Source organism: Novosphingobium indicum, assembly GCF_014645195.1.
Lineage (GTDB): Bacteria > Pseudomonadota > Alphaproteobacteria > Sphingomonadales > Sphingomonadaceae > Novosphingobium > Novosphingobium indicum.
This window is the reverse complement of sequence record NZ_BMLK01000010.1, coordinates 92,598-118,098: the sequence shown is the minus strand read 5'-3', so window position 1 is coordinate 118,098 and position 25,501 is coordinate 92,598. Positions and strand designations below refer to the sequence as shown.

Here is a 25,501-nt window from a genome sequence, read left to right as displayed (position 1 = left end):
TGTTACCTCTCAAATCGGGAACTTGGGCTTTGAGAAGCAAGCGAACGGACGCGCCGCATGTTCCCGATCGAAGGGCATTTGGTAGGGTGGTGGGCGGCCACCTGACTTGGCAGCAACTCAGCCTCGTTTGGCCGGACCGACCTCTTTCCAGGCACCCGCGAGGAGCAATCGGTAAACGCGGTCCGCAGCGCCGGTTCCAAGCCCCAAACGGCCCAGTGCGGCAGCTTCTTTCGCATCAAGACGATAGCCGAGGCCTGCAAGCGCAGTCCGGGCCAGAGCGCCCTTTGCATTGCCTTTCTCTTTGAGCTTGCCGAGCGCGCGAAGAGCCGTCTGCTCCTCCTCGGTAAAGTCGCTCCCGAACGGGAAGTCGGGGAAGAATCCCTTGCTTCGCGCATCGGCCAAAACGGCCTCGAGACGCTCTGGGGTATTGGCCTGCCAGGCCGTCTTGTCGATTGGCCCGACCTTGCCGGCCTTTTCGCTCCTTTCGGCAAGATCGGCGGCAAAGCGCGCGTCGGTGATGGCGCTCATGCGCCGAATGCAATCCGCATCGTTGGCGCCTTTCAGGCGGGCCACGCCATATTCGGTGATGATCACATCGCGCATGTGGCGCGGGATCGTAGTGCGATCGAGCTGCCAGACCACGTTCGATTCCACCGCATCGTCCTTGGTGCGGGTGGCGTTGAGCATGAGGATCGAGTTCGCGCCACGCAGCGCGATCGCCTGCTCGACGAAATCGTGCTGCCCGCCCACACCGCTGACCACGCGGCCATCGCCCAGTGTGTCCGACTGCGCCGCGCCCAGCACATCGGCCTTCATCGCATTGTTGATGAAGCGCGCATGGACGCGGTCTGCGCGCTTTTGCGGCTCGTCGCCGTAGAGCGCATTGGTGAAGGAGACGGCAGTCATGTCGAAGTCGGCACGCTTCTCCTCGGGCATAGCCTTCAGACGGTCGTAGAAGCCGCGCGAGCCGACGAAAAACGCCGCATGCAGCACCGGGCCGGCCTGCGAGCGGCGCTTGAGGATGCCGGCATCGTAGAGTTCGAGGAAGCCGTCGACGAACATCTCGCTGGCGCCGTAGAGACCTTGCTCGAACGGCTCGGTTTCGCGCGGTTCGTCGGTCAGCGAACCCATGAGGCTGCGGAACAGGGCATTGTGCCTGTGCCTCAGGATCAAGGCGTAGGTTACTGCATCGCCGAGAGAGCCGATGCCGATCTGCAGCGTGCCACCATCCTTGACCAGACTGGCAGCATGGAGGCCCGCCACATATTCCGCCGTCGAAACCGGACGGCGCGGGGCGGCAAAGACCGGGAATTCCACCGAGGGGTCGTCCAGCACGGCATCGAAGCGGCTGACGTCGATCTCGGCGGTGCCGGGCATGAACGGCATGTCGCGGTTGACCTGCGCGACGAACAGAAACGGTGCGCCATTGCCGCGGCGGGCTTCCAGTTCAGGCAGGATATCAAGCGTCACATCGGGGTTTGAGGCAAGGCTGTAGCGCGGCGTTGGGCCGCTTTCGTCCACGGCCACGAGCTGCGCCAGAACATTGATCGGGCGCGCCAGGATCACATCGCGCGCCGCAGCGCTGTAGTTCACGCTGACATAGGCCTGCTGGACTTGCGGCGTGGACAGCCAGACGGCCGAATTGAGGAAGAATTCGGTGACATGCACATTGTCCGGCAAGCGCTTCGCGCGCAGGTCCCGGGCATAGTCGAGCTCGACGTAACCGGCGAAATGCCGGTCGGCGAACGGCTCCAGAAACCTCCCCTCCAGCTCCGAAGAGGCATGCGGCCGTTCCAGCGTCAGCGCGGTGAAGATGTCGAGCTCGATGGACCTGTCTTCCTGAACCAGGGCGTAGAGGGCATTGGCGATATGGGTGCCCTTGCCGATGCCGAGCGGCAGGGCCATGCGCAGGTCATGGCCGACCTCGCCGACGATCCACCGGGCCATGTCGTCCGCATTGGCAAAGCGGTGCGTCAATCGTGCGCCCTCTGCCACCAGCGGCTCGGCGTGAAACGCGGGCCGTGGACGAGCACCAGCTTCTCCATGGTCGCGGCCACATCCGCATAGCCGCGCTCCTTGGCGTAGTGCATCGGACCGCCGCGGAACGGCGCGAAGCCGGTGCCGAAGATCATCGCCGCATCCGCACTGTCCGCATCGGGCACGACACCCGCTTCCAGTGTGGCCGCCACGGCATCGAGCATGGGCAAAAGCATCCGGTCGCGCATGGCCTTGTCGGGCGCTTGCTTGACCTTGTCCTTCTTCGGCTTGTTGTCGGAATCGTAGTCGTAGAGCCCCTTGCCCGTCTTGCGGCCGAGGTGTCCGGCCTCGACCTTCGCGCGCAGCCATTGCGGCACCGGCGGCATCGGCCGTTCGAGACTCTCGGCCAGCGAATCCGCCACGGCGAGGCAGATATCGAGACCGACCTGATCGGCCAGTTCCACCGGGCCCACGGGCATGCCGAAAGCTTCGGCGGCGGCATCGATGCGCTCGGGCTGCTCGCCCTCGTCGATCATCAGCAGCGCCTCGCCGAGGTAGGGCATCAGTGCACGGTTGACGAGGAAGCCGGGCGCAGCCTTCACCGGCAGCGGCAGCTTGCCGATATCAGCGACCAAGCGCAGCGCCTTGGAATAGACATCTTCGTCCACGCCATCATGGCGCACCACCTCGACCAGATCGAGCTTCCAGACCGGGTTGAAGAAATGGATCCCCACGAACCGGTCCGGCTTGGCGAGCCCTTCGAACAGGGCCGCCAGATCGAGGCTGGAAGTATTCGTGGCGATGACCGTGTCGGGGCGCACTTCCTTTTCCAGACGCGCATAGATCGAGCGCTTGAGCTCCGGCTTTTCCGGCGCCGCCTCGATCACCAGATCGGCATGGCGCAGGCCCACGCCGTTGGTATCGGGAATGAAGCGGTCGCGCGCATGCAGCGCCTCGGGACCGTGCAGCTTGCGGTTGATCAGCTTGTGTGCGCCCGCCACCGCCCTGCCGAGCGCGGCGACCTGCGGGTCCTCGATCGTTACGCGCATGCCCTTGAGCGCACACCACGCGCCGATCTCGGCGCCCATGGTGCCGGCACCGACGACATGGACGTGGGCGATGCCCGAGGTGCCCTTGCCGTTGCCCTTGAGCGTGTCGCGCAGAAAGAAGGCGCGGATGAGGTTCTGCGTCACCGGCAGCGGCAGAAGCTTCGCGAACGACTGGCGCTCGGCCTGCAGCATGTCCTCTTCGGAACCGCCATGCTTCTCCCACAGGTCGATCAGCGCCTGCGGGGCCGGATAGTGCTCGGCCGGCGCGCGCTTCTCGGTTTCGTTGCGCATCTGGTAGGCAGCCGCCTTGCGCGCGGGGTAGAGATTGAGCGCATCGCCCGTACGCCCGCCCCCACGCCGCTCCATGCGCCCGGCCACGGCTTCATCGACGGCCTTGCCGACGTCGCGTTCGGGCACCACGGCATCGACGAAGCCCAGAGAGCGGCCCTTGCGGGCATCGACGGTCTTGCCGGTCAGCATCAGCGTCATCGCTTCGATGGGCTGGATACGGTGGGTGAGCCTCGCCGTGCCGCCAAGGCCGGGGTGCAGGCCGACAAGCACTTCGGGAAAACCGAATTTCGCATCGTCGCGCGCGATGATCCGGTCGCAGGCAAGCGCCAGTTCCAGTCCGCCGCCGACGCAGGTGCCGTGCACAACCGCTATCGTCGTGACATCGAGCGCGGCGATACGGTCGATAACGGCATTCGCTTCGGCAATGCGCGCCTCGAGTTCGGCGCTCGGCTCCACACCCCGGAACTCGGACAGGTCCGCGCCCGCTGCAAAGCCGTTCGGCTTGGCAGAGCGGAAGACAATCGCCTTCCATTTCTCCTGCTCGGCATGTGCCAGCAGCACATTGAGTTCGCGGAAGACCTCCTCGTTGAAAGTGTTGGTGGAAACCTCCTGCCGGTCGAGCACCAGCCACAGCCGGTCGCCGTCTTCGTGACGGATCCAGTGCCGACCGCGTTCGCCGTCGATACCGGTCATTGGCTCGGGGCCGAGAAATTCCTGTACGGTTTTCATCGTCATATCCATCACGCAACCTCCACCAGCATGGCGCCGCCCTGCCCGCCGCCAATGCACTCGGTGGCGATGCCGCGCTTGCCTCCCGTGCGCCGGAGCGCGTTGACGAGGTGGAGAACGATGCGGGTGCCGCTGGTCCCGACCGGGTGACCGAGACTGACGGCGCCGCCATCGATGTTGAGGCGCGCGCGGTCGATCGATCCCACCGGCGCATCCAGCCCGAGCACCTCGCGGCAGAAATCGGCGTCCGCGAACGCCTCGAGGCAGGCGAGGACCTGCGCGGAGAAGGCCTCGTTGATTTCCCAGAGGTCGATATCGTCGAGCGACAGCCCGGCGCGCGTCATCAGCGGGGAGGAAGCGAGCACTGGCCCCAGTCCCATGACCCTGGGATCGAGCGCAGCCCATTCGCTGTCACGAATGGTCGCCAGCGGCGTCAGCCCGTGGCGCGATACCGCCTCGTCCGACGCCAGGATGATCCAGCATGCGCCGTCGGTTACCTGGCTGGCGTTACCCGCGGTCACATCGCCGTAAGTTTCGAACACCGGCTTGAGCTTGCCCAGCGCCTCGATGGTGCTGTCGGGGCGCACGCCATCGTCATGGTCGTAGACGGTGCCGTCGGGCGCGAACATCGGTTCGACTTCGCCTTCCAGCCAGCCTTCTTCCTGCGCTTTCGCCAACCGGCGGTGGCTTTCGAGCGCATAGTCGTCCGCCTGCCAGCGGGTGATGCCGAACCGGTGGGCGAGTTCTTCGGCGGTCTGCCCCATCGACATGCCCGTGAAGGGATCGGTGAGGCCCTGCTTCAGCCCGATTTCGGGCGAGAGAAAACCCAGTTCGAACTGCGTCAGCGCCTTGACCGTCTGGCCGGGCGTCTTTGCCATCTGGAACTCGGCGAGCCATTCGGTGGCGTCATTGGCAAGGATCAGCGGCGCGCGGCTGAGCGCTTCGGTGCCGCCGGCGAGCACCATGTCCATGTCGCCATGGGCAATCGCGCGAAAGGCATCGTCGAGCGACTGCATGCCGGAGCCGCAATTGCGGTGCACTGTCCAGGCGGGCATCTGCTCACCGCACCCGAGCCGCAGCGCGGCCACGCGTGCGACGTTCATTTCGCCCGCAATCTGGTTCGCGCAGCCGACGATCACCTGATCGAAAGCATCGGGCGCAAAGGGCTGACGCATGAGCAGCGGGCGGCCGCACTGCACGGCGAGATCGGCGGGGCTGAACGGTCCGGGCTTGCCCCGCGCCTTGATGAAGGGGGAGCGTGACCCGTCGACTACATGGACGGGACGGGCTTGCGAGCGGGCTGATCGAGCGATGGCTTCTGCTCCTCTTCCATTTTGCGGCGTCCGGCGAGAACGCCGGTCAGTTCGTCGGGATCGAAATCGTCCACGGCAATCACGGCCGCGACTGCTTCTTCAGCAGCGGCCAGCGCCTGCTTCTCGGCTTCGTTGAGCGCATCCGCGCCCAGCTTGCGGCGACGATCGCGCAGGGGTTGGATTTTCTCGACGAGATCGAGCGCGACTTCGAGTTTCGAAAGCGAGGCATCGGGCGGGCCTTCATGCACGCCGCAGGCAATGCGGTCGCGCTGCGCTCCGCTCTTCAGGATGGCATCGGCGCAGGCGAAAATGCATTCGTCTGTCGGACCGCGCGGGTGACTGCGGAACGGCAGGGTCACGGCGCGCAGCACCTTGTCGAGCACAGGCACCGGGAAGTTGACGAAGATCGCATCGAAGCGGTCCTCGATCCGCGAGAACCCGGTTTCGCAGGCCCATTCCACCAGCGGCAGATCTTCGTTGAGGCAGCCGTCGTCCTGCCAGCGCTTGAGCACGGCGCTGAGCAGATAGAGTTCGGCGAGAATGTCGCCATAGCGCGCCGACACCGCTTCCTTGCGCTTGAGCCCGCCACCGATGGCAATCAGCGCGCCTTCCGCCGCCGTGGCAAGCGCGGCGCTGTAGCGCGACATCTGCTTGTAGTAGCGCTTGACCGGCCCGGCCTTGGGCGCGCTGGCGAACGCGCCTCCCGACCACGCAGAGGTCATCGAACGGGCCAGATTGCCCATGATGTGCGCCGCGTGCTTCCAGACAACATCATCGAAGGCGGCAAGGCCCTCCTCGTCGTCGCTGCTGAGCGCGGCCATCTCGTCGATGAGATAGGGGTGATCGCGCGTCGCACCCTGCCCGAAGATGATCAGGCTGCGCGTGACGATATTCGCGCCCTCCACGGTGATGCCCACCGGCACCGAGCGATAGACACTGCCGAACCAGTTGAGCGGCCCGTCGATGATCGTCTTGCCGCCATGCACATCCATGGTGTCGTTCACCGCCTCGCGCATGCGGTCGGTGGCGTGGTACTTCATGATGGCCGAGACGATGGAGGGGTGGTGGCCCTGATCGATCCCGGCGCAGGTAAAGCGCCGCGCCGATTCCAGCAGATAGGCGGTGCCGGCGAGACGACCGAGACGCTCCTTCACGCCCTCGAACTTGCCGACCGGAATGCCGAACTGCTCGCGCACCCGCGCATAGGCACCGGTTGCCCTTGCCCCGAGGCAAGCTGCTGCGGTGGCGAGCGAGGGCAGCGAAATGCCGCGCCCGGCCGCCAGCGCCGCCATGAGCATTTTCCAGCCCTGCCCGATCTGCTCCTGCCCGCCGATGATCGACTCGATCGGCACGAAGACGTCCTCGCCCGACACCGGGCCGTTCTGGAACGCCTGCATCGAAGGCAGGTGGCGCCGACCATGCTGCAGGTTGGGCGTGTCGGTAGGCACGAGCGCGACAGTGATGCCGCGATCTTCCTCATCGGAAAGCAGATGATCCGGATCGCGCAGCTTGAACGCCAGCCCCAGCACCGTCGCGATGGGCGCCAGCGTGATGTAGCGCTTGGAGAACGTCAGGCTGATGCCAAGCTGCTCGCGCCCGTCCACCATGCGGCGGCAGACTATGCCGCTATCCACCATGGCCGAGGCATCGGACCCCGCCTCTTCGCTGGTAAGCGCGAAACAGGGGATTTCGCTGCCATCGGCAAGGCGCGGCAGCCAGTGCTGCTTCTGCTCATCGGTACCGAACTGCAGCAGAAGCTCGCCCGGCCCCAGCGAGTTGGGCACCATGACCGTGACAGCCGCCGTGACCGACCGCGTCGAAATGCGCTTGACCACTTCACTGTGCGCATAGGCGCTGAAGCCGAGGCCGCCATGCGCCTTGGGAATGATCATCCCGAAAAACTTCTCGCGCTTCAGGAAATCCCAGATGTCGGGAGGCAGGTCCATGTCGATGGCGGCAATGCGCCAGTCGTCGAGCCGATCGCACAGCTCTGCCACCGGTCCATCGAGAAACGCCTGCTCTTCGGCTGTAAGCGAAGGCGCGGCCATAGCCTGCATGGCCTTCCAGTCCGGCGCGCCGGAGAACAGCTCTGCGTCCCACCAGACATCCCCGGCCTCCATCGCTTCACGCTCGGTCGACGACAGCGAGGGCAAGCTACCTCGAGCCCAGCGGAAGATCGGACGGGTAACGATGCGGCGACGCAGGGATTTGAACATGATGTATGCTTCTCGGGTCCAGAGCGGAAAGGTCCTTCAGAACACTAATGACCGGTTCCCGTCTCTGGTTCCTCCACGCCAGCCTCTTCCTTCAAAAAAGGGGGCTCCTTTTCCCCAGCCCGCTCGAGCCTGGTCCACTGTCTCAGTGCGAGCTTTACCGGGTTCCCCATTTTCGGAAATGGCGCGCCCGGCAGGGCGGCGCGCCATAGGCCGCAATGCACGCTTTTTCGTCATTTTCTGAACACCCAGCTTGACACTTCAGGACCGAGTTTAGGACCAAATCGGTGGCGAGTACCACCCAGATTTTATGGCCTTGGGGCGGTCCCCAAAAAGAACATCTGACGAGGAAAACCGCGCGCTGGCGTGCGGTCGATAGTCTGAAGACCCGGTTGTCGCGGCCTCTCCGCGCCTTTCATTTCCGGTGCAAGTACCAGATCGTTCAACGCCCGAGACGATGGGAATCATTCGCGAACGGCGGCTTTCCATAAACGGCACGGAACTGCTGGATCAGTTGGCTCTCTACAGCCTTGGGGAGTTCACCCGGGGTCGCCTTCCAAGCCACTACGAGTTCGGGGTGGTCATGCAGGTGCCAGATCAGGCGACCTCCCCAATGACCTATCGGCTTGCCTGCTCCGAAGTCGGCGAACTCGCGCAGGCGGCGTTGCAGGTTTCCAGACTGGCCGATGTAGACGCACGCCGCGCCGTCCACCCAGTTGTCTGCGAGATCGTTCGAGGTAACGGACGGGTCTTTCCCTTTGAACCATCCGCCACAACTCACGTCATTGAAGACCGGGGCCAAGGTCGCAGACCGACAAACGACATAGACGCCACCTTCTCGGGGGATGTCGATAGCCGACCGGATACCCGCGAACCTCACCCAGCCGCCAAATCCGGCCCGCTCAAGCCCGCCACGAGAAAACGGCATCTGACACTCCGATCTTCAACCAACTCCCCCCATAGTGCCGCAAGATCAGGCTTCCGCCAACAGCCCGCGCCGCCTACCGAATGTCGGCTGTGACTGGACCGGCGTAGGCTCGGAAATCGCCGCTTGCGGCTTGGCGTTCGCAGCCAAGATCGTCCGGAACCGGGCATACCAAGCATCGAGCGAGGCGGCGGCCTTCTTAACCTCCGGTGCACCCGGTTGCACCCCGGCATGGTGATTGAAGAACACGATCTCCTGCACCGGCTCGTGGAGATCATTGGTGTACAGTTTCAGGGAGAGGCGCTTGATGCGCTCTTCCCGCCGCTTCGAGCCCGACAGGCCGCCCACAACGGCCCCCAGACCACCAAAGAGCACGCCACCCACCGCAGCCCCCATTAGCTGGCCGCCGCGATTTGTGCGGTCGAGTGTAGAACCATCTCGTTCGACTTCGACTGCAACAAGTTGCTCGAACGCATACAGGCGTGCGGGAGCCTTCACCCTGCCAATTGCGAATTGGTTGCTTTCCGGATCAAGCAGGAGTGATGCCGCGAAGTCGGGCTGGTTCATCCGCAGGGCTGGCGCGAAGTTTGGCAGGGCGCTCAAGGTGCCCTCCATCTTCTTCTGCTGGCCGTGCGCGTAGATGAGGACAGGCACAACAAAGGGCGCGGCACATAGCGCGACAACGAAGCAGCCGAACAAGAGCATGAAGAACGTTTCCATCGTCATTCTCCCTTCGGATTTTCCTCGGTCGCACCGCCATACGCCTTCTGGCGATCTTCGGCATGAGACTGGTAGATGTTGACCCTGACATCGTTCGGGCAATCAACGTACCACTGAAGCTCCGTGCGCGTGGACTGGTCCGAAAGGCCGATCAACTCGACCCGTTCGCAGTTCGGCGCTTCGGCGGCAGCGACAGCGGCCCATCGGGTCAGGTTATTGGCCCGGTTGAACTGATCCGCGCCGAGCTTCGCATAGGTCTTGCTGTAGTCGGCCTTGTCCATCAGCATGACAGCATCTGGTGCGATTTTCGCTTCCGCTCGTTCAAGCGGAGTGCGCGTATCGACGGGAACTGGCTCACTGCCGCCTTCGGAGCACGCAGTGACTGTCATTCCGAACATCAACGCCATGACCGGGAAGCCCAGCCTGTTCACTACCTCAATCATTCAAAGCCCCTTCTTGGCTGTTTCCCCGAGACTACCGGCCAAGTCCAAAGCAAATGTTACGATTAGTATTCAAAATGACTGTTTGGGAATGTGGATAGTGACGGAGAGGCACGCTCAATGAACACATGGTCCAGCCAGACATCTGCATTGTGTTCGGGAAGAACGTGCGTCGCATACGCCGAGCAAAAGACATGTCTCAGGAGGCGCTGGCCGACCTCGCCAATGTGCATCGCACGTACATTTCAGGCATCGAGCGAGGCTCTGGACGCAATCCGACGATCCGAGCCGCAGCCCAGATCGCCATAGCGTTGGAAGTTCCGGTTGCAGCCCTGTTTGAAGACCTGCCCAAGCCTTCCGAAACGAAATAGGCCCTCTCGGCGGCCACTATAGCGATGGCGATCACACTGCTAAGGCATTTCAGCGGAGGCTGCGCCAGTAGCAGTGCGGCAAGCATAGGTGATTTTCTCGGCTCGGAACGGTCCCTTAACTCAAGTGGGCTAGGCTAGGCCCATGACTTTCAAAAAGCCATTTCGAGCAGTCCCGATAAAGGAAGGACGACGCTATCGAGGACGGCGGGCGGACCAGCAACGGTCGCAATACTCACGTGTCCTGACCGGGGCGGCATTGGCGGGGGCCGTCATCGGGATAGGCAGTGTTGCAGTCAGCGATGAGGGCGTCTCCACAGCGTCGGACGCTGCGAAGACGGTCGCAGTGTCCGCAGGCTTAATGCGGGCAAACACCCCTCAACCCGGTGCCTACTACCGCAACTGCGATGCCGCCCGGGCGGCAGGCGTCGCCCCGCTGTACTATGGCGAACCGGGCTACCGCGAAGGCATGGATGGCGATGGCGACGGGATCGCCTGCGAACCTTACCCGGGCATGTGAGCGGTGACTGGTAGCGCCTCGTCATCAGCATCAGGCTATGATGCGTTCAACGCCCGCCATCCAGAGTTCATTGAACGCATCAAGAAGCTGCGTGCACGGCGAGATCGCAAGCTGGCCCGATTGGCCGCCATGCCTCGCCGAAAACAGCACGGCGAAGCCCGCAGGCTCTTGAGTTCAGGGTCGCTCCACCTGCTTTATGCGTTCGAGGCCATGAAGGCCAAGCGGCAGTTGCAGGACGCAACGCCGAATGACGTTGTCGCACTGGCGGCGACATTCGCACCGTTCAATCGCTCGTCGGAGCCCATCGCAACGCTGTATGTGCGCAAGGGCCAAAGGACGCGAATGGTGCAGGACTTCGGCCCTCACAGGCGGATGCAACAACTGCTCGTCGCTGACTTGCTCCGCACCCTACATCCCCTCCGGCAGGACCAGTTCCTGTTCAACGGTGGGATGCCGATGGCCCTCAAGGCCGTCGAAGACGCCTTCCGGGAAGGCTACACGCACGCCGTGGAGGTCGATCTGATCGACTTCTATGGCAGCCTGCGCCTACCCGGACTGGCGGACCTGCTGCGCCCCTTACCGGGCGCGGTAACGGACCATGTGATCTGGGACTTATCGGCCCGACGTTCGGCGGACGATGTCTTCTCTGTATCTAACATGATCCATCCGACCGCTAGTGGTCTGGCCGGTCTCTCGCTTGGTGCCGCGACATCTCCTGTCGTCGGTGAAATCATCATCCGTCATCTGCTCGACACGGCCCAGATGGGTCAGGTGGTGACCTATGCCGACAACATCCTCGTCCTCGGGCGGGGAAGGGACGATGCTGCGAGAAAGGCAGCACACCTGCGAGAGGTAGCCCTCGGGCTCGACGCCGGACCACTAGCGCCACGGGTCGGCGAACCTGCCGGGTTTCGGGACCAATGGAACTACGTCGAGTTCGCGGGCCATAGAGGGTATGCCATACGCCACCGCCTAAACTGGGAGCCGAGTGAGCGGAAGCAACGAGAGCACCGGATCGCCGAAGACAGCACCCTGCTCACCGAAGCGGAGATCGCCGAGGCAGAGAACAAGGTCAGTCACTTTCGCCGCGCCTATCCGATGTGGCTGACAGCAGACACATGGGAAGCCCGTCTTCTCGCCGAACTGGCTGCTGTGCGATACTATCAGGATGCCCGGCCCGAACATTTGACGGACGCGAAGCACAAGCTGATTATCGCTTATCTCGCCAGCCGCGACCTTGAGCTACTCGAACTGCTCCCGGATGGCACCACTGAACGGCATAGGCAGCGCAGAATGAACCTCTTGCGAGAAACCCAAAATCTGTTGGACGCTATGGCGTCCACTGGCACCTCGCAAGCGGCTGCCTAACCTCTCTCGGGAAAAGGCAGTGCCTCCTGTAATGGCTTCAAGGCGGGTGGTTGCATCGGCACGGGAAGGCCAAGCGGGTAGGTGAGTTCAAACGGCTCCCACTGCGATGCCGGATCAAGCGTCAGTGCAAAGCCCCACGAGGCAGGGAGCGCAAACCGGCAAAGGTGAAGCTGCCACCGCCCGGGGTCTCTGAAGCGCGCGTGCAGCGCAGCGTGGCATCGCTTGCAAGCCGGATAGAGTTCGGTCGGTCGGTCGTACCGCTCCAGATGCGCGAAGATGTAGCCGCGACCGTCGAGCCGCGCGGGGTCGCTGAAGCCGCAGATCGTGCAGGCGGTGGGGCGCACAAGCTGGCCGGAACGGAATAGCGCGTTCTGGATCGGCGTCACCGCGCACCGCTCGGCCCAACTCCAGCCGTTATAATGGTACTCCCACGGGTGAGGGCGACGTTCAGTCATGCTCACCTCCAAGCCTGTGCGCGATGATCACAAGGGAGGCCTCGACGGTGGCCGTCCTCGACCGCAGCAGGCGTGTAAGCGCCAATTGCATGTCGGGTGAGTTGTCACAGCACTGCCCCTCAACAGCAACAGCGTGCATGTCTTCAAGCATGGCTTTGATGTCGGCAAAGAGCCGGGGAACGCTGGCGCTCATGCTACCGCACCGGAAAGCGCCCGGTAAACGCTCGAACGCGAAATGGCCAATCGGGTAGCTATCTCCGATGCGCCAAGCCCCCCTGCCCGAAGCTCATGCACTTGTGCGGCCTTCCGCTGTGCGGTGGGCACCCGGCCACGGTATTTGCCGTCAGCCTTGGCCTTCTCAATTCCTTCGCGCTGGCGTTGCAAGAGCAACTCGCGCTCGAACTGCGCGACCGCGCCGAACATGGTCACGATCAACCGGCCCGAGGGTGATTGTGTGTCAACGGCCTGCCCGCCGAAGTCGAGGATGCGCAGCGCAACGCCCTTGCCCTCCAGCGTGGCGATGATCGAAAGCAGGTCCGCTGTGCTGCGGGCCAGCCGATCCAACCGGGTGACGACAAGCGTGTCACCCTCGCGGACAAAATCGAGCGCCGCCGCCAACTGATCTCGTTGCGCGACCGAGGAAACCCGTTCGGAAAACAGCTTGGTGCAACCAGTTGCAGCAAGGTCGCGCTCTTGCGCTTCGAGCCCTGCCACTTGATCGACCGTGCTGACGCGCGCGTATGAAACAAGCATCTGAACCTCATTTTGTTACTCAAAAACAATGGCATGAGGCCGACGACAAGTCACGCAGCGCAATAGCGATTGACGAAAAAAGTAACCCCCCGTTGGTACAGCATCAGCGACTATTCCATACAGCCAAACCAACGGAGGAAGACGTGGCGCTGAACATCCCCAAACGGCTGGCTGATCGCAGCCGCAAGATGCAGCAATCACAGCGTCAGGAAAAGATGATCGCCGACAGGATCGGCGGAAAGCGAACCAAGTCCTCCGGTGCAGAGCCATTCGAGAAGGGCGATGTCCGGATCAAGGGATTGGTCAGGATCGAAGCCAAAACAACGAGTTCATCGAGCTTTCGCGTCACGACGACAATGATCGACACAATCCAAGGCCATGCTGTTCAGGCCGGGGAGCTTCCTATCATAGAGGTGGAACTGGCTGGCGGGTCTCACCATGTAGCCATTCTTCCGGTCTGGGCGCTCGACGCTTTATTGGACGCAGCCAAGGAGTAACCTCGACGCCATTTGCCGATCATCAACTAGTTACGGCAACTTCGGAGACAGACATGCTGGCACCGCCATTTCGCACTTGGAACCGCCGAGCGATCTCCTCCCGGTTGTCAGCGAAATGTGCACGGCGGTGGTCGTTGGCGCAGAGTGCCACTACATTGCTTTCATGATCGTCGCCGCCGTCTGCCAGCGGAACGACGTGGTGGGTTTCAAGGTAAACCGCACCGCTAGCCATCTTGAAGCCCGGTTCACCGCAGAGTTCGCATCGCCCATTCGCCCGCGCAAGCACGCGGCGTCTGACGGCGGGATCACGAATGAAAGAGGAGGTCGTCACTTCTCGGCGTTCAGGGGCGGACTTGCTTGTTTGCTCCAAGTCGAACTGATCGACGAAGCGCCCCTCAAGAATACCGCGCGTTAGCTCACAGGCTCCGGTCTCCCAGTCATAGGCCGTGATTGTCCAGGGTTCTGGGTCGAGTTTCCGAAAGCGCACCTTTGACGACGGCCCATCCACGGCTTCTTTCTCGCGCCGATCTCCATCGACGATGATCACCCTGACCGGGAGGTTTTTCCGAAGGGCAACTTGGAGAGCCTCGTCGAGACGCCGCGCGCGATCAACCCACTGCTGCTTGCCCCCTTTCAGGCGACGGAACTCGGCGTCGGCACGAAAGGTGCCCCGATGCACGATCTGTCCGTGCTCTTCGTCCATGTTCGAGTGCCAGAGGTTAAGGATGATCAGCTTTCCGGGCTGCACATACGCCCACTCGTAGCAATACTTGGGGTTCGCCTTGTATCCAGCCGCGTGCTTGAAGCTCTCCACCCAGTCCGTTGTGTCGAACCCGGCCTCTTCAACCAGATCAAAGACGAGGTCTTTCCGGTGGGGCTTCAAGTCTGCGAGCATCGTTTGCCTGCCTTTCGATGGAGAGACCGAAATAGCGAACTCAGGTGCCCATCAGGTAAACGCCATCAAAGATCGGTCCGGTTCCACATGGGTCATAGACCCTGCGCGACCATGTCCCACTGAATAGCCAACCACCCATGTGGGACACGATAGGGTTCCGGCAGATAAGTCCCACATGGGCAGGGGCTGCGGAACAAACCCTAATGGCTATGCAACCGCCTGTTGCATCCCCATCTGTGACCCTATAGCAGTGCCAAAGCTAGATTTGTGGAAGGTAGGTCGTAGCTCAATGAGCTTCAAACCGATCAATGACGACCATGCGGTTCAATCCGTGGCTTTTTCGATTATTTTTGACAAGCCTCTTGGGCAAAGAGTGATCCAGCACATCCAGAGCCAACACCAAAGATGGTTGCCTGACCTGCCTGCTGCCCAAACCCCGCAAATTTTCGGAATTGAGTTTGGGCCAAACGGAGCCGTGCCAATGAACGGGCACGGAATTGAGTTCTCCTACCTGCGGCCCAATGGCACACCTGCTTGGCAGCTTCGGTTTGACGGTAATACCGCTACCATCGAGTGCACCCGGTACACGCGCTGGGAGCGCGTGTGGCAAATGGGTCAGCGACACCTTCTGACGTTGATAACCGCAATCACCGAGAGCGGCCTAGCAGACGAAGCTGGGATAGCAGCAATTTCATTGCAGTACCTTGACCAATTTGTTGGCGAGCCTGCCGAAAATGATTTTGGGGCGCTCTTCACAAAGAGTGCTTATCTGCCCTCTGCTATCTTTGATTTTGGCGACATTTGGCATACTCATTCTGGCTGGTTTGATAAGATGTCGGCTCTTGGCCCAATTCTTAATAACCTCAATGTAGATACCAATTTCGCTGCCGATAAAAGTGAGCGCCCGGTTGTGGCAGGTATCATGCATCTGCAGCAATTGAGGTATGAGCAGAAGCTGTCATTGAATGATTTTATTGGCTCGCAGGCTGGTGTGTTTGACGATGTGATGAAGTTATTGCATGATAACAATAAGTCCTTGATTGCATCCCTTCTGGTGCCGGAAATGGCCAGCAGGATTGGTATCATGTTGAGTGAAGCCGCAGAGGCGAAGGGATTTTAACGTGGCGACGCTTCCTGCAGAATTTACTGATCTCCTTGGCTCGACTAGCTCCAGCGCTGCCAGCCTGCTTCCCAAAGAGGACGCCATGGCCGGTCTGGACCTCTGGCATCAGCGCAACATTCCTTATTACTACACCGAACCCGGCTTCGCTGATGAACTGAATGCAGTTGGGGGGTATTATGTTGCGCTCGCTCAAGGCGCAAAATTGTTGGATGCTGTTGGGTTTTCGACAAAGGTAAGGCCAAATTATTTTGGCAAAGAGTTTTTGGTTTCGCATTGTCACCCAGAGACTTTTTTTGGGAAGTCGTCGCTTCCAGATCGATTTGTTTGTCTTTCGGGCTTCGCCTTCTCAAGCGGATGGGCAAGAACGCTGGATCGATTGATCGGTGATCTTGGTCGATTGAAGGCTGGTTGGGATGGCAGCGACGCGGCCGCCCTTCCGCAAAAAGTGCTGGATCAAATGGAGCAGGTTTTGCGCCTTTTGCCACAGGATACACAAGAACCTGAAATTGAAGTCGATCCGTCCGATAGCTCCGTGGCTGCTCGTTGGTGGGGCCCGGAGGGAAAGAGCGCGTTTGCCATGACTTTCACTGGAAATGGTCGCGTCTATGCGGTGGCATCTTGCGTGGATGAGGTGCCCCCTCCCTCTTGGGATAGCGATACTGAAGACGAGACCAAAATTATTGATAAGATTGATACGCCTCTTATCCAAAAAGCACTCACACACAGTTCATGAGTGGATGCGCTATGGGCTGCGCTTTGGAGGCAACGCAGCAGGATGCCCGTTCGGCTGGCACTGTAGATGACGTTGAACTCATTTGCCGGGCTGCCTACAGTCCCTTTCACTTCAAAAAGGGGAAAATTCAGGCTTCTATAATCAAGGCAAATGATCTGTTCGCTGGCACGCTGTCTGTATGGCGGGCCTCGGAAAAGGCAAATTGCAGCGTTCAAGACGTGGCCGGGATTTGCGCAGCACTGGCGCCAAAGGAAAATACCACAGAGCTAAGGGCGCTTACGGCTCAGCGTATCCGCGCAGCGGCGCGCCCGGACATTGGCGGGCGGCTATTTTGCGTGGTGGATGAAACGGATACAGATGACCAAGGTGGATCACATCCAGCACATGCTCACATTAAGGTTTGCTCGGGAGTATTAGCAGGGGCGGTGGATACCAATGACCCAAAGTTCCAAATTGCAAAGTCGGAACTTGCATTTCTGCTAAGGCAGAGTGATGCGAAGGTCGTTTCTGCGCCCACCCCACCAGTATCCTAATGTTGGAAAATTCTGCGCATTTCCGCCAGCAGTTGAGGAGTACTCGCTCGCATGGTCTCCGCTGATGTCGGGCCGTATGGTGGCCGGGCCGTTCAGGCAAGAGGATAAAAAGAGAACAAACAAGAAACAAATGCTTGATCGGCGGGTCGAACTTCGTCATGGTGTCGGAAAATGACACAGATAAGGACCATCCATGCGCATTGTCGGCAACCGAAACGACTTCCAGCACCTATGCGATCAGGCCGGGCTGACACTGGAGCAGGCTGCGGATGTACTGAAGGTGTCTGAACGGACAGCTTATCGTTATGCCAACGGCACCAGCAGGCCAAGTGCCCTAGCCCTTAGTGTGCTTCGGGACGAAGCTAACAAGGGCAATCGCTCCGAGCCTGTTAGCTCCTTCCGCTTTATCGACCTCTTCGCGGGGATCGGAGGGCTTCGGCTCGGGTTCGAGAGCATCGGCGGACACTGCGTTTTTACGTCCGAATGGGATGACAATGCCCGCAAGACGTACGCCCTGAACTTTCGTGACAACCATCCGCTCGGTGGCGACATTCGCGAGTTTTCCAGCGATCCTGACAAGATACCCGAGTTTGACGTGCTCCTCGCAGGTTTCCCCTGCCAGCCGTTTTCCATCGCCGGGGTCTCGAAGAAAAACGCCCTCGGGAGGCCGCACGGCTTCCTGTGTGACACGCAGGGCACTTTGTTTTTCGATGCCGCGCAGATCATTGCCCATCATCGACCGGCAGCGTTCGTGCTGGAAAACGTCAAGAACCTTGAAAGCCACGACAAGGGGCGGACGTTCGCGACAATCATGAATGTGCTGAAGAATGAACTCGGCTACAAGCGGGTTCAGGCTCGGGTGATTAGCTCCGAACCGTGGGTGCCGCAAAAGCGCGAGCGCATCTTCATTGTAGGGTTCCGTGACGATACCGACTTTGATCTGGACAAGGTCGAACTTCCTGCGAAGTCGAGCGGCCCGAAGCTGGGCAGCATTCTAGAGCCGCACGAGGCCGTGGACCCCAAGTACACCCTCACCCCTCGCCTGTGGGAGTATCTGCAAGCCTACCGGGCAAAGCACGAGGCCAAGGGCAACGGCTTCGGGTACAGCCTGTTCGGGCCTGACGATGTCACGCGTACGCTATCGGCAAGATACTACAAGGATGGGTCAGAAGTCCTGATTGATCAGCCGGGCAAACGTCCACGCCGCCTGACGCCGCTGGAATGTGCCCGCCTCATGGGTTTTGATCGCGGGGAGCGTCGCTGGCGGATCGAAGTGTCCGACACTCAAGCCTATCGCCAGTTCGGTAACGCGGTGGTCGTGCCTGTGGTCGAGTTCATCGCGAAAGCCATGGAACCGTATCTACGCAAGGCGCTCGAAGGAAACTCTCCGTCCAGAAGCCCAGGGGACATCCCTGTCATTTCGCCGCCACCGAGGGAACAGATGGTGGCGAATGGCTGACATCGTTCCGGCTGCCGTGCGCAGCCGCATGATGTCAGGCATCAGGGCCAAGGACACCAAGCCCGAACTGGTGCTGCGCAAAGGGCTGCACAATGCAGGCTTCAGGTTTCGCCTTCATAGGCGCGACCTGCCCGGAACACCCGACATCGTGCTTCCGGGATACAATGCCGTCGTACTTGCGCATGGCTGTTTCTGGCATGGGCACGATTGCCCCCTGTTCAAGTTGCCTTCGACAAGGCAGGAGTTCTGGCAAACGAAAATCGAGAGAAACCGAGCAGTCGATGCCAAGACAACGGCAGCACTCAAAGAGTTGGGCTGGCGCGTTGGTGTCGTTTGGGAGTGTGCCCTGAAAGGCCGGACGCGATTACCGCTGGACGACGTTATCGGCGCATGTACGAAATGGCTTCGTTCAGATCGGCCAGAATTAGAGATCAGAGGGAAATAGCAGTGCGTAGGGGCTACCTATCCGATCATTTCGCAGCAGTTGCGGCCAAACGTCTTGCGCTTGTGGACACGATCACAGCGCAGTCCAACCAGCACGAAGTAACCGGGTCGAAAGTGCTTCGCCGGATTTTGGGAGACGATACCCGCAGTTCACCGCGAGGAGGAGAAGACAACCGCTTCCATGCCACGTACATCTGGCTGGGTGGCGAACAGGAGGCATTGTCGGAAGAGGGCAGACTGTCATGGTATGACAGCCGGGCGAACGATCCGAGGCGATCCGCCGAATGGCGACTGTACTATCAGAGCAATCCAGTCACGGAGTTGATGCAGCCGGGCGACAGCATGTTCGTCGCGCGTCGTCCCGACAGTCACATCCTCTTTATCGTTACCCCGGACGGAACCGACATCCAGAGCCAGCTTGTCTGGCTCTTCGGCCTCGCAGAACAGCCAGGGTTGGACTTCGAGCAACGGGAGATCACCCGTGACAATAGCGGTGAAGTTGACTTCGCCGCTCGCTACATACTTGATGAACTCGGCATTGAAGCGGCAGAACCGGAAGCCGACATGCTGGATGGCCTGATTGAACGATTTGGCCTGAAGTTCCCGAAAACGCGGATTTTCTCGGAACTGGCGCGTTCCTCGCTTCCTGATGTCAGTTCTCTCGATGATCCAGATCATGCGCTGCTCGCATGGATGGAGCGGGAGGAACTGATGTTCCGCAGGCTTGAACGGCGGATTGTTGCGGAGAGGATTGCTAACGGATTTGCAGGGCCGGAAGGGGCCGACGTTGAAGGCTTTCTGAAGTTCTCGCTATCGGTGCAGAACACCCGGAAATCGCGCGTCGGTCTGGCGCTCGAAAACCATCTGGAAGCGGTCTTCACTGCCTATGATCTCCGGTATGCGCGTGGTGCAGAGACCGAAAACAAGAACAAGCCCGACTTCCTGTTCCCGGGGCAGCAGGAATACCTGAACCCCGACTTCCCGGCTGCACGCCTTACGATGCTTGGCTCGAAGTCCACCCTGAAGGATCGCTGGCGGCAGGTCTTGTCAGAAGCTGAACGCATAGCAGTGAAACACCTCCTCACGCTGTCGCCCGGCTTATCCGAAAACCAGACAACCGAGATGCAGGCGAAGTCACTACAACTGGTCGTACCAGAACGGCTGCACCAGACCTATCGGCCTGCTCAACAGGATTGGCTAATGAATGTGCGCGGCTTCTTGGGGCTTGTGCAAGGCAGGCAGTGTTAGTGCAATTGCCGGTGCAACAAGTTGCACAAGACGCCGGAAGATGCGCTGCCTTTACCTGATTTTCACCAGCTTCGACCAACGTGCGACCTCCCAACAAGAACGGATGCCGCACGTGCAATTTGTCCTGACCGCCGACGATCTCGCCAGTTTCAGTCAAGCGACCCGCAACGAGATTTTGCAGCGGGTTGCCGATGTCATGGGCTCCTTGCCACCGTCGGAGGTAATGCCCGCCCCTACCCTGCGCGAGTATTTCGAGGACATCTATGTCGCGGACCTTGAAGACATTACGCGAAAGCACATCGGCAAGTGGATGCAAGGGCTCTCCCAGTCCGTCCAAGATGGTGTGCGCCTGATAGCCGAGCATGGACCTGTTATCGAAGCCCGGCACCTTCTCGATGCGGGGATTAGCATCCGCCACTTCCAGTCCGCGACAACGCGACGCACGCGCAGTCTGACCGGCGACAACAAGGCCTTTTTCCTCGCATGGAATGTCTGGAACGGCAACGACGACCCGAACGGAAAGTATGCCGTCAGTCCGATCACGCATCAGTCGTTGCGTGCGTACTTCAAGCTGCCGGTCTGACTGACGGCAGCACGAGCCCCGGGTAAGACACTTTCGCGATTGCTTTCGACAACTTGCTAAGCGGGAAGCTGGAACCGTAGTCCTTGGACACTCCGGAGGTCCAACGCCCGGTCAACTCGTTCCCTATGGCAGTGTTATGAAGGTCGGCCTCGCGCAGAGCGTCTTCAAACGTGTGCCGTAGGCTATGAAACGACAGCAACCGGCCCCGCAGTTCCAGTTTATCGACAAGGCGCGCAAACCACTTTGATGTGCTGTCACCCCATTTTCCGAGCCGGTCTCGCTTCACATCGGGGAACAACATCTCACGTCCCGATTTGCGCGCTGCTTCCACGAAGTCCCAGAAGCCGAGTTCGATCAGCACCGGATGGACCGGAACCTTTCGGCTTTCCCCACTCTTGATCGAACGATCATCGGGGCGAAGACGGAAGTGAAAGGCCTTCACGTCGCGCTCGTCGATCATCTCATCCACCCGTTGACCACAAATCTCCGACAGCCTTGCGCCGGAGAACAAGGCAATGAGAGGAGCCCAGTATCGTGACGGGCGTTCAGGCTCCGCATCCGGCCCATCGGACCACGGTGCACTCCCGAAAATCAGGTTCAGTTGCTCTGTCGTGAAGGCATCCCGCTTTTCACGGGCCGGGACAGGATCAGGCTCCTCGATGTCTTCCATCGGATTGCCGACGATCCAACCTTTGTCTCGCCCGAAACGGATGAGCGCGGCGAACTTGTTCAGGTGACCGTTGATGGTCGCGGGGCTGATAGTAGGGTGCCCGGCGCGTGCCGCGATCTCGATTGCTTCTGCGATGGGTTTGCCACGGGTATCTGGATGCTTCTGGAAGTTGGCAGGCAACTTTTTCAGCGTCTGCCAGACTTCGACGCAATAGTCGTGATCAATGCGGTCGAGCGTCGTGGCTTTGCCGCAAATCTCTTCGATCACCCTGAAAATGATCGCATAGTTTTTCTGGGTGGAACCCGACCACTTGTGCTGCCGAGCAGACTGGAAACGCTTCACCAAGTCGCCAAGGTTCACCTTCTGGGGCATGGGCTCTGGCGGCTTTTGCCCGAAGAGCGGGTCTGCATCTGGATCAGCGCCGAACTGACCTTCCAACCTGCGCAACTCGTTCTTGAGAGCTTGGATACGCGCACGCATCATCGACTGGCTCAGGTAATCAAACTCGTCACTATCCGCCGGTATCCGCCAGCCCATGTCCGTACAGAGCCAAGTCGCCTCCCCGGACATAGTGCTCCAGAGTTCAGCTTCCGCCGTGTCCAACTGGAACGCCAGCATTTCGTGCAAGGCGTTGATGCGCTCGGCCCGGGATCGTGCCTGTCTTCCGCTTGGGGACATGTTCTTACCCCGCATGTTCTCCATCCGAACCCGGAAATGCGCGTAGCTGGCTGCATTGATCTCGTCGTGCGTGGGCAGTTCCTGAACGGGCCGCGCCAGTGGCAGAGGTTGAGGCGCTTCCTGTTGCCGAGCATTTTCAACGATCTGCTGAAACTCGGACACCGTCGTATGGTAGACGCGCCGGGCCTTAGCAAAGTCGCCTCCTAGCGAACGCTTCAGTTCACCCTTACCGACGTGGACGCGCAGGGCCTTCGGCACCTGAAGGCGAACTTCGTAACTTCTGCCCCGCAGATAGAGGTAATCGAAGCCTTCCACTTTGCGTTTGGTCGCGCTCATTTTCGGCCCTCCCTTAGGACCGAGTTTAGGACCAAATCGTCAATAAAACCCCAACGGCTCTGCGGGTTTTGCAGACTTTCGCCGTTTTTGGGGCAGTTGGCGCGCCCGGCAGGGTTCGAACCTGCGACCCCAAGCTTAGAAGGCTCGTGCTCTATCCAGCTGAGCTACGGGCGCGCGTCCGGCCCCCATAGCGTGCTTCGCTTCTTGCGCAAACGGCGTTAGTGGGGAGCGCGGCAAAGACAACAAGACAGGTGGGGATGTGGAGAGACTGGACTTCAGGCTGAAAGCCGGTGCCATCGAGGACTCGCGCCGACGTGGCCGACGGTCTGGCCGAACCGGCTGGCGACAGTCCTGCCTTCGATGGCGCCTTCCCTCACCGGATATGGCCTTTCGCCCTTCGCGCACGGTCTCAGCCGGCGCCGGATCGCCACGCTGATGCCCGAACTTTTCGGGGAAGACCTGCGCAGCTTCTCAAGCCAGCTAGGCGGAAGCGCGCGGACAGGTTAGGGTTGGCGCCCATGAGCGATCAGCACCTCTCCCGTATTCACGGCAAGGCCGGCGCCCGGCGCCATTTCCGCTACTTCGACTACGTGATGGTCGCCTTCGTGGTGATCCTGCTGCTGTCGAACCTGATCGGGGCAGCCAAGCAAGCGCAGATCGACCTGCCGGTGCTGGGCACGATCACCTTCGGCGCAGGCGTGCTGTTCTTTCCCATATCCTACATCATCGGCGACGTGCTGACCGAGGTCTACGGCTATGCCAACGCGCGCCGCTGCATCTGGGCTGGCTTCTTCGGCCTGCTGTTCATGGTGCTGATGAGCGTGGTGGTGGTGAACATTCCCGCCAATCCCGAATGGGCAATGGCATCGGCGACCTACATCGTCGACGGCAAGGAAGTGACCGCACCAAATCAGGCCGCGTACTACTCGATCTTCGGACAAACCCCGCGCATCGTCTTCGCCTCGCTGGTGGCGTTCTGGGCGGGCGAGTTCGTGAATTCCGTGGTGCTGGCGCGCATGAAGGTGATGACCAAGGGCAAGTACCTTTGGACCCGCACTATCGGATCGACGATCTTCGGCCAGGGCGTGGACAGTGCGCTGTTCTACCCGCTCGCGTTCCTCGGCGTACCGGGCTTCACGCTGAACATGGTGCTGATGCTCTCGCTGACCCAGTGGATCATCAAGACGCTGTGGGAAGCCGTGCTGACGCCGGTGACCTACCTGGTCGTGGGCGCGCTCAAGCGGCGCGAGGGCGTGGACGTCTACGACGACGACACCGACTTCTCGCCCTTCGCCAAGACCGACGCGGTCTGACGCCCCAGGTCCTGACCATGGTGGCCATGGCGGCCTGCAGCGGCTAGGTCCGCGCCGACCATGCTCGACCGCATTCTCCTCTCCCGTTTCCGCAACCACCGCGAGACCGCGGTGGACGGCACGGCGCAGTTCAACCTGCTGGTGGGCGAAAACGGCGCGGGCAAGACCAATGTCCTCGAAGCGGTCAGCCTCTTGGCTCCGGGGCGCGGGCTGCGGCGCGCGCAATTGACCGACATGCCGGGGCAAGGGCTGGACGGCGGCTTCGCCGTCAGCGCCGCATTGACCACTCCGGGCGGCGAGCCGGTACGTCTGGGAACCGGCGTATTACCGGAACGGTCCGGCCGGAGGGTCGTGCAGATCAACGGCGCAGAGGCTCCGGCAGTGCGGCTGGCCGAATGGCTCTCCATCGGCTGGCTGACTCCGGCGATGGATCGGCTCTTCGTTGAAAGCGCTGGCGCGCGGCGGCGCTTTCTCGACCGGCTGGTGCTGGCGATCCGCCCCGACCACGCCAGCAACGCCTCACGGCTGGAGAACGCCATTCGCGAACGCAACCGGCTGCTCTCGGACGAGCGCGCACCCGATCCGCACTGGATGGATGCCATCGAAATGCAGATCGTCGAGGCTGGCGCGGCGGTCGCGGCGGCCCGCGCGGATCTGATCACGCGGCTAGAAGCGACCTTAGCAGCCCTTCCGGAATCGCCCTTCGCCCGGCCCTCGCTCTCCTACCAGCCGGGCGGACCGATCGCCGCCGATGCCCTCGCGGTCGCGCTGCATGACAGCCGCCCGCGCGACCGGGCCGCGCAGCGCACCCTCACCGGCCCGCACCGCGACGAACTGGCCGTCACCATGGCCGGCAGGAACCAGCCTGCCTCCGAGTGTTCGACCGGCGAGCAGAAGGCGATGCTGATCGCCATCACCCTCGCCCATTCGCAGCTTGTCGAAAGCGATGGCGAGACACGCCCGCGCTTGCTGCTGCTCGACGAAGTCGCCGCGCATCTCGATCCGGTGCGCCGCGAAGCACTGTTCGACCGGCTGCGCGCGGGTTCGGCTCAGGTCTGGCTGACGGGCACCGAAGTCGCCCCTTTCGAGGCCATCCGGAAGGAAGCGGCGATCTGGGAAGTCAGCGCGGGATCACTGCGCCGGATATAGCTTCGTCCGGTGCTTGCGAGGCAGTTGCCGTGTCCGTCTTCGGGAGTGAATCGGCGACATCGTCCACTGTAGCCGAGACGATCGCATCGATACCGATCGCCGTGGGGTGGACGTGATCGTCCTGCATCAGATCGGGCTTGTCGATCACCGGCTGCAGGAAGAACGGCACCAGCGTCGCGCCGTATTTTTGCGCCAGTTGCGGATAGATCGGATTGAACTGCGCCGCGTAGTCCTTGCCCAGATTGGGCGCCGCCAGCATGCCGAGCAGGACGACCTTGATATCGGCATCGGTAAAACGCTTAAGGATGGCATCGAGATTATTGCGGGTCTGCTCCGGCGGAAGGCCCCGCAACATGTCGTTCCCGCCAAGGCTGATGATCACCAGTTCAGGCTTGTCTTCCTGGCTGGTCAGCGTGAAGTCGAGCCGGTCGAGACCCGCCGCCGTAGTATCGCCGGAAACGCCGGCATTGGCGATGCTGGCGTTTACCCCGCGTGCGCGCAATGCCTGCTCGAGCCGATCCGGATAACTCTCGCCATCCTCCAGTCCATAGCCGGCAAGCAGCGAATCCCCAAACGCTAGGATGTGCCGTTCCGGCCCCATGACCGGGATTTCCGGTGGTGCATCCACGACGCTCAGCGACGGTTCGGGCGCAGGCGGCGCCGGCTTGTCGCAGGCGGAAAGGACCAGCAGGGGAATGGCCAGCAGGGCCATACGAAAA

Annotated in this window: 26 protein-coding genes and 1 tRNA gene; 13 read left to right on the top strand and 14 right to left on the bottom strand. The window is 61.2% G+C overall.

Going from position 1 to position 25,501, the window contains the following annotated elements; all coding sequences use genetic code 11:
* Positions 1-117 precede the first annotated feature (117 nt).
* The 7 genes from IEX64_RS12205 to IEX64_RS12175 all read right to left on the bottom strand — a co-directional run bounded on the left by IEX64_RS12205 (position 118) and on the right by IEX64_RS12175 (position 9,660).
* Positions 118-1,995, bottom strand: a complete 1,878-nt coding sequence (locus IEX64_RS12205; RefSeq protein ID WP_229710215.1) for an acetyl-CoA hydrolase/transferase C-terminal domain-containing protein — start codon at positions 1,993-1,995, stop codon at positions 118-120.
* Positions 1,974-4,046, bottom strand: a complete 2,073-nt coding sequence (locus tag IEX64_RS12200) for a 3-hydroxyacyl-CoA dehydrogenase NAD-binding domain-containing protein (protein WP_229710214.1) — start codon at positions 4,044-4,046, stop codon at positions 1,974-1,976. Before IEX64_RS12200 ends, IEX64_RS12205 begins: the two co-directional genes overlap by 22 nt.
* Before the next feature lie 11 nt (positions 4,047-4,057).
* On the bottom strand, positions 4,058-5,293 hold the full coding sequence (locus IEX64_RS12195) for an acetyl-CoA C-acetyltransferase (protein ID WP_229710230.1): 1,236 nt from the start codon (positions 5,291-5,293) through the stop codon (positions 4,058-4,060).
* Between the two features lie 23 nt (positions 5,294-5,316).
* The gene (locus IEX64_RS12190) at positions 5,317-7,575 is read right to left on the bottom strand and encodes an acyl-CoA dehydrogenase (protein ID WP_188819945.1); all 2,259 of its coding nucleotides are present in this window, start codon (positions 7,573-7,575) and stop codon (positions 5,317-5,319) included.
* A 439-nt stretch (positions 7,576-8,014) separates the two neighbouring features.
* Positions 8,015-8,500 (bottom strand): hypothetical protein, encoded by a 486-nt coding sequence (locus tag IEX64_RS12185; RefSeq protein ID WP_188819944.1) that lies wholly within the window; start codon positions 8,498-8,500, stop codon positions 8,015-8,017.
* 45 nt (positions 8,501-8,545) lie between these two features.
* Positions 8,546-9,217 (bottom strand): hypothetical protein, encoded by a 672-nt coding sequence (locus tag IEX64_RS12180; protein ID WP_188819943.1) that lies wholly within the window; start codon positions 9,215-9,217, stop codon positions 8,546-8,548.
* A gap of 2 nt (positions 9,218-9,219) precedes the next feature.
* Positions 9,220-9,660 (bottom strand): hypothetical protein, encoded by a 441-nt coding sequence (locus tag IEX64_RS12175; protein ID WP_188819942.1) that lies wholly within the window; start codon positions 9,658-9,660, stop codon positions 9,220-9,222.
* A 125-nt stretch (positions 9,661-9,785) separates the two neighbouring features.
* Between IEX64_RS12175 and IEX64_RS12170 the strand changes: the two genes are divergently transcribed.
* From IEX64_RS12170 to IEX64_RS12160, 3 genes are all read left to right on the top strand, one after another.
* Complete coding sequence (locus IEX64_RS12170; RefSeq protein WP_188819941.1) at positions 9,786-10,028, top strand: helix-turn-helix domain-containing protein; 243 nt, start codon at positions 9,786-9,788, stop codon at positions 10,026-10,028.
* Between the two features lie 343 nt (positions 10,029-10,371).
* Complete coding sequence (locus IEX64_RS12165) at positions 10,372-10,545, top strand: excalibur calcium-binding domain-containing protein (RefSeq protein WP_229710212.1); 174 nt, start codon at positions 10,372-10,374, stop codon at positions 10,543-10,545.
* 3 nt (positions 10,546-10,548) lie between these two features.
* Entirely contained in the window at positions 10,549-11,913 is a 1,365-nt protein-coding gene (locus IEX64_RS12160) for an RNA-dependent RNA polymerase family protein (protein ID WP_188819940.1), read from the top strand.
* Here IEX64_RS12160 and IEX64_RS12155 read toward each other — a convergent pair.
* The 3 genes from IEX64_RS12155 to IEX64_RS12145 are packed head-to-tail and all read right to left on the bottom strand — an operon-like array spanning position 11,910 to position 13,121.
* Complete coding sequence (locus IEX64_RS12155; RefSeq protein WP_188819939.1) at positions 11,910-12,368, bottom strand: hypothetical protein; 459 nt, start codon at positions 12,366-12,368, stop codon at positions 11,910-11,912. The two genes, IEX64_RS12160 and IEX64_RS12155, sit on opposite strands and share 4 nt — an antisense overlap.
* Positions 12,361-12,561: a hypothetical protein gene (locus IEX64_RS12150; RefSeq protein WP_188819938.1), complete on the bottom strand. Its 201-nt coding sequence runs from the start codon at positions 12,559-12,561 to the stop codon at positions 12,361-12,363. The genes IEX64_RS12155 and IEX64_RS12150 overlap by 8 nt, the downstream gene beginning before the upstream one ends.
* On the bottom strand, positions 12,558-13,121 hold the full coding sequence (locus IEX64_RS12145; protein WP_188819937.1) for a recombinase family protein: 564 nt from the start codon (positions 13,119-13,121) through the stop codon (positions 12,558-12,560). The genes IEX64_RS12150 and IEX64_RS12145 overlap by 4 nt, the downstream gene beginning before the upstream one ends.
* Here IEX64_RS12145 and IEX64_RS12140 point away from each other — a divergent pair.
* On the top strand, positions 13,109-13,618 hold the full coding sequence (locus tag IEX64_RS12140) for a hypothetical protein (RefSeq protein ID WP_188819936.1): 510 nt from the start codon (positions 13,109-13,111) through the stop codon (positions 13,616-13,618). The genes IEX64_RS12145 and IEX64_RS12140 overlap by 13 nt on opposite strands.
* A gap of 22 nt (positions 13,619-13,640) precedes the next feature.
* On the opposite strand, the gene IEX64_RS12135 is transcribed toward IEX64_RS12140, so the two are convergent.
* Entirely contained in the window at positions 13,641-14,513 is an 873-nt protein-coding gene (locus tag IEX64_RS12135; protein WP_188819935.1) for an HNH endonuclease, read from the bottom strand.
* 289 nt (positions 14,514-14,802) lie between these two features.
* Between IEX64_RS12135 and IEX64_RS12130 the strand changes: the two genes are divergently transcribed.
* The 6 genes from IEX64_RS12130 to IEX64_RS12105 all read left to right on the top strand — a co-directional run bounded on the left by IEX64_RS12130 (position 14,803) and on the right by IEX64_RS12105 (position 20,636).
* Positions 14,803-15,633, top strand: coding sequence for a TIGR04255 family protein (locus IEX64_RS12130; protein ID WP_188819934.1), 831 nt, complete (start codon positions 14,803-14,805; stop codon positions 15,631-15,633).
* Position 15,634: 1 nt separating this feature from the next.
* A complete protein-coding gene (locus tag IEX64_RS12125) occupies positions 15,635-16,369 on the top strand; it encodes a hypothetical protein (protein ID WP_188819933.1) in 735 nt (244 codons plus the stop codon).
* Positions 16,370-17,095: 726 nt separating this feature from the next.
* Positions 17,096-18,361, top strand: a complete 1,266-nt coding sequence (dcm, locus tag IEX64_RS12120; RefSeq protein WP_188819932.1) for a DNA (cytosine-5-)-methyltransferase — start codon at positions 17,096-17,098, stop codon at positions 18,359-18,361.
* Positions 18,354-18,806: a very short patch repair endonuclease gene (locus IEX64_RS12115; RefSeq protein WP_188819931.1), complete on the top strand. Its 453-nt coding sequence runs from the start codon at positions 18,354-18,356 to the stop codon at positions 18,804-18,806. Before dcm ends, IEX64_RS12115 begins: the two co-directional genes overlap by 8 nt.
* Positions 18,807-18,808: 2 nt before the next feature.
* The gene (locus tag IEX64_RS12110) at positions 18,809-20,053 is read left to right on the top strand and encodes a type II restriction endonuclease (protein ID WP_188819930.1); all 1,245 of its coding nucleotides are present in this window, start codon (positions 18,809-18,811) and stop codon (positions 20,051-20,053) included.
* A 40-nt stretch (positions 20,054-20,093) separates the two neighbouring features.
* Positions 20,094-20,636, top strand: a complete 543-nt coding sequence (locus IEX64_RS12105; protein ID WP_188819929.1) for a hypothetical protein — start codon at positions 20,094-20,096, stop codon at positions 20,634-20,636.
* Here the strand turns inward: IEX64_RS12105 and IEX64_RS12100 are convergent.
* Positions 20,620-22,320, bottom strand: a complete 1,701-nt coding sequence (locus tag IEX64_RS12100; protein ID WP_188819928.1) for a site-specific integrase — start codon at positions 22,318-22,320, stop codon at positions 20,620-20,622. The two genes, IEX64_RS12105 and IEX64_RS12100, sit on opposite strands and share 17 nt — an antisense overlap.
* A 97-nt stretch (positions 22,321-22,417) precedes the next feature.
* Positions 22,418-22,494 (bottom strand) — tRNA-Arg (locus tag IEX64_RS12095).
* A 186-nt stretch (positions 22,495-22,680) separates the two neighbouring features.
* Between IEX64_RS12095 and IEX64_RS12090 the strand changes: the two genes are divergently transcribed.
* Genes IEX64_RS12090 through recF form a run of 3 tightly spaced genes read left to right on the top strand, consistent with a single transcriptional unit; the run spans position 22,681 to position 24,782 of the window.
* On the top strand, positions 22,681-22,827 hold the full coding sequence (locus tag IEX64_RS12090) for a hypothetical protein (protein WP_188819927.1): 147 nt from the start codon (positions 22,681-22,683) through the stop codon (positions 22,825-22,827).
* Positions 22,828-22,838: 11 nt separating this feature from the next.
* Positions 22,839-23,633 (top strand): queuosine precursor transporter, encoded by a 795-nt coding sequence (locus tag IEX64_RS12085; protein ID WP_188819926.1) that lies wholly within the window; start codon positions 22,839-22,841, stop codon positions 23,631-23,633.
* A gap of 60 nt (positions 23,634-23,693) precedes the next feature.
* Positions 23,694-24,782, top strand: coding sequence for a DNA replication/repair protein RecF (recF, locus tag IEX64_RS12080; RefSeq protein ID WP_188819925.1), 1,089 nt, complete (start codon positions 23,694-23,696; stop codon positions 24,780-24,782).
* Here recF and IEX64_RS12075 read toward each other — a convergent pair.
* Positions 24,754-25,494 (bottom strand): arylesterase, encoded by a 741-nt coding sequence (locus IEX64_RS12075; RefSeq protein WP_188820003.1) that lies wholly within the window; start codon positions 25,492-25,494, stop codon positions 24,754-24,756. The genes recF and IEX64_RS12075 overlap by 29 nt on opposite strands.
* Positions 25,495-25,501: the final 7 nt, after the last annotated feature.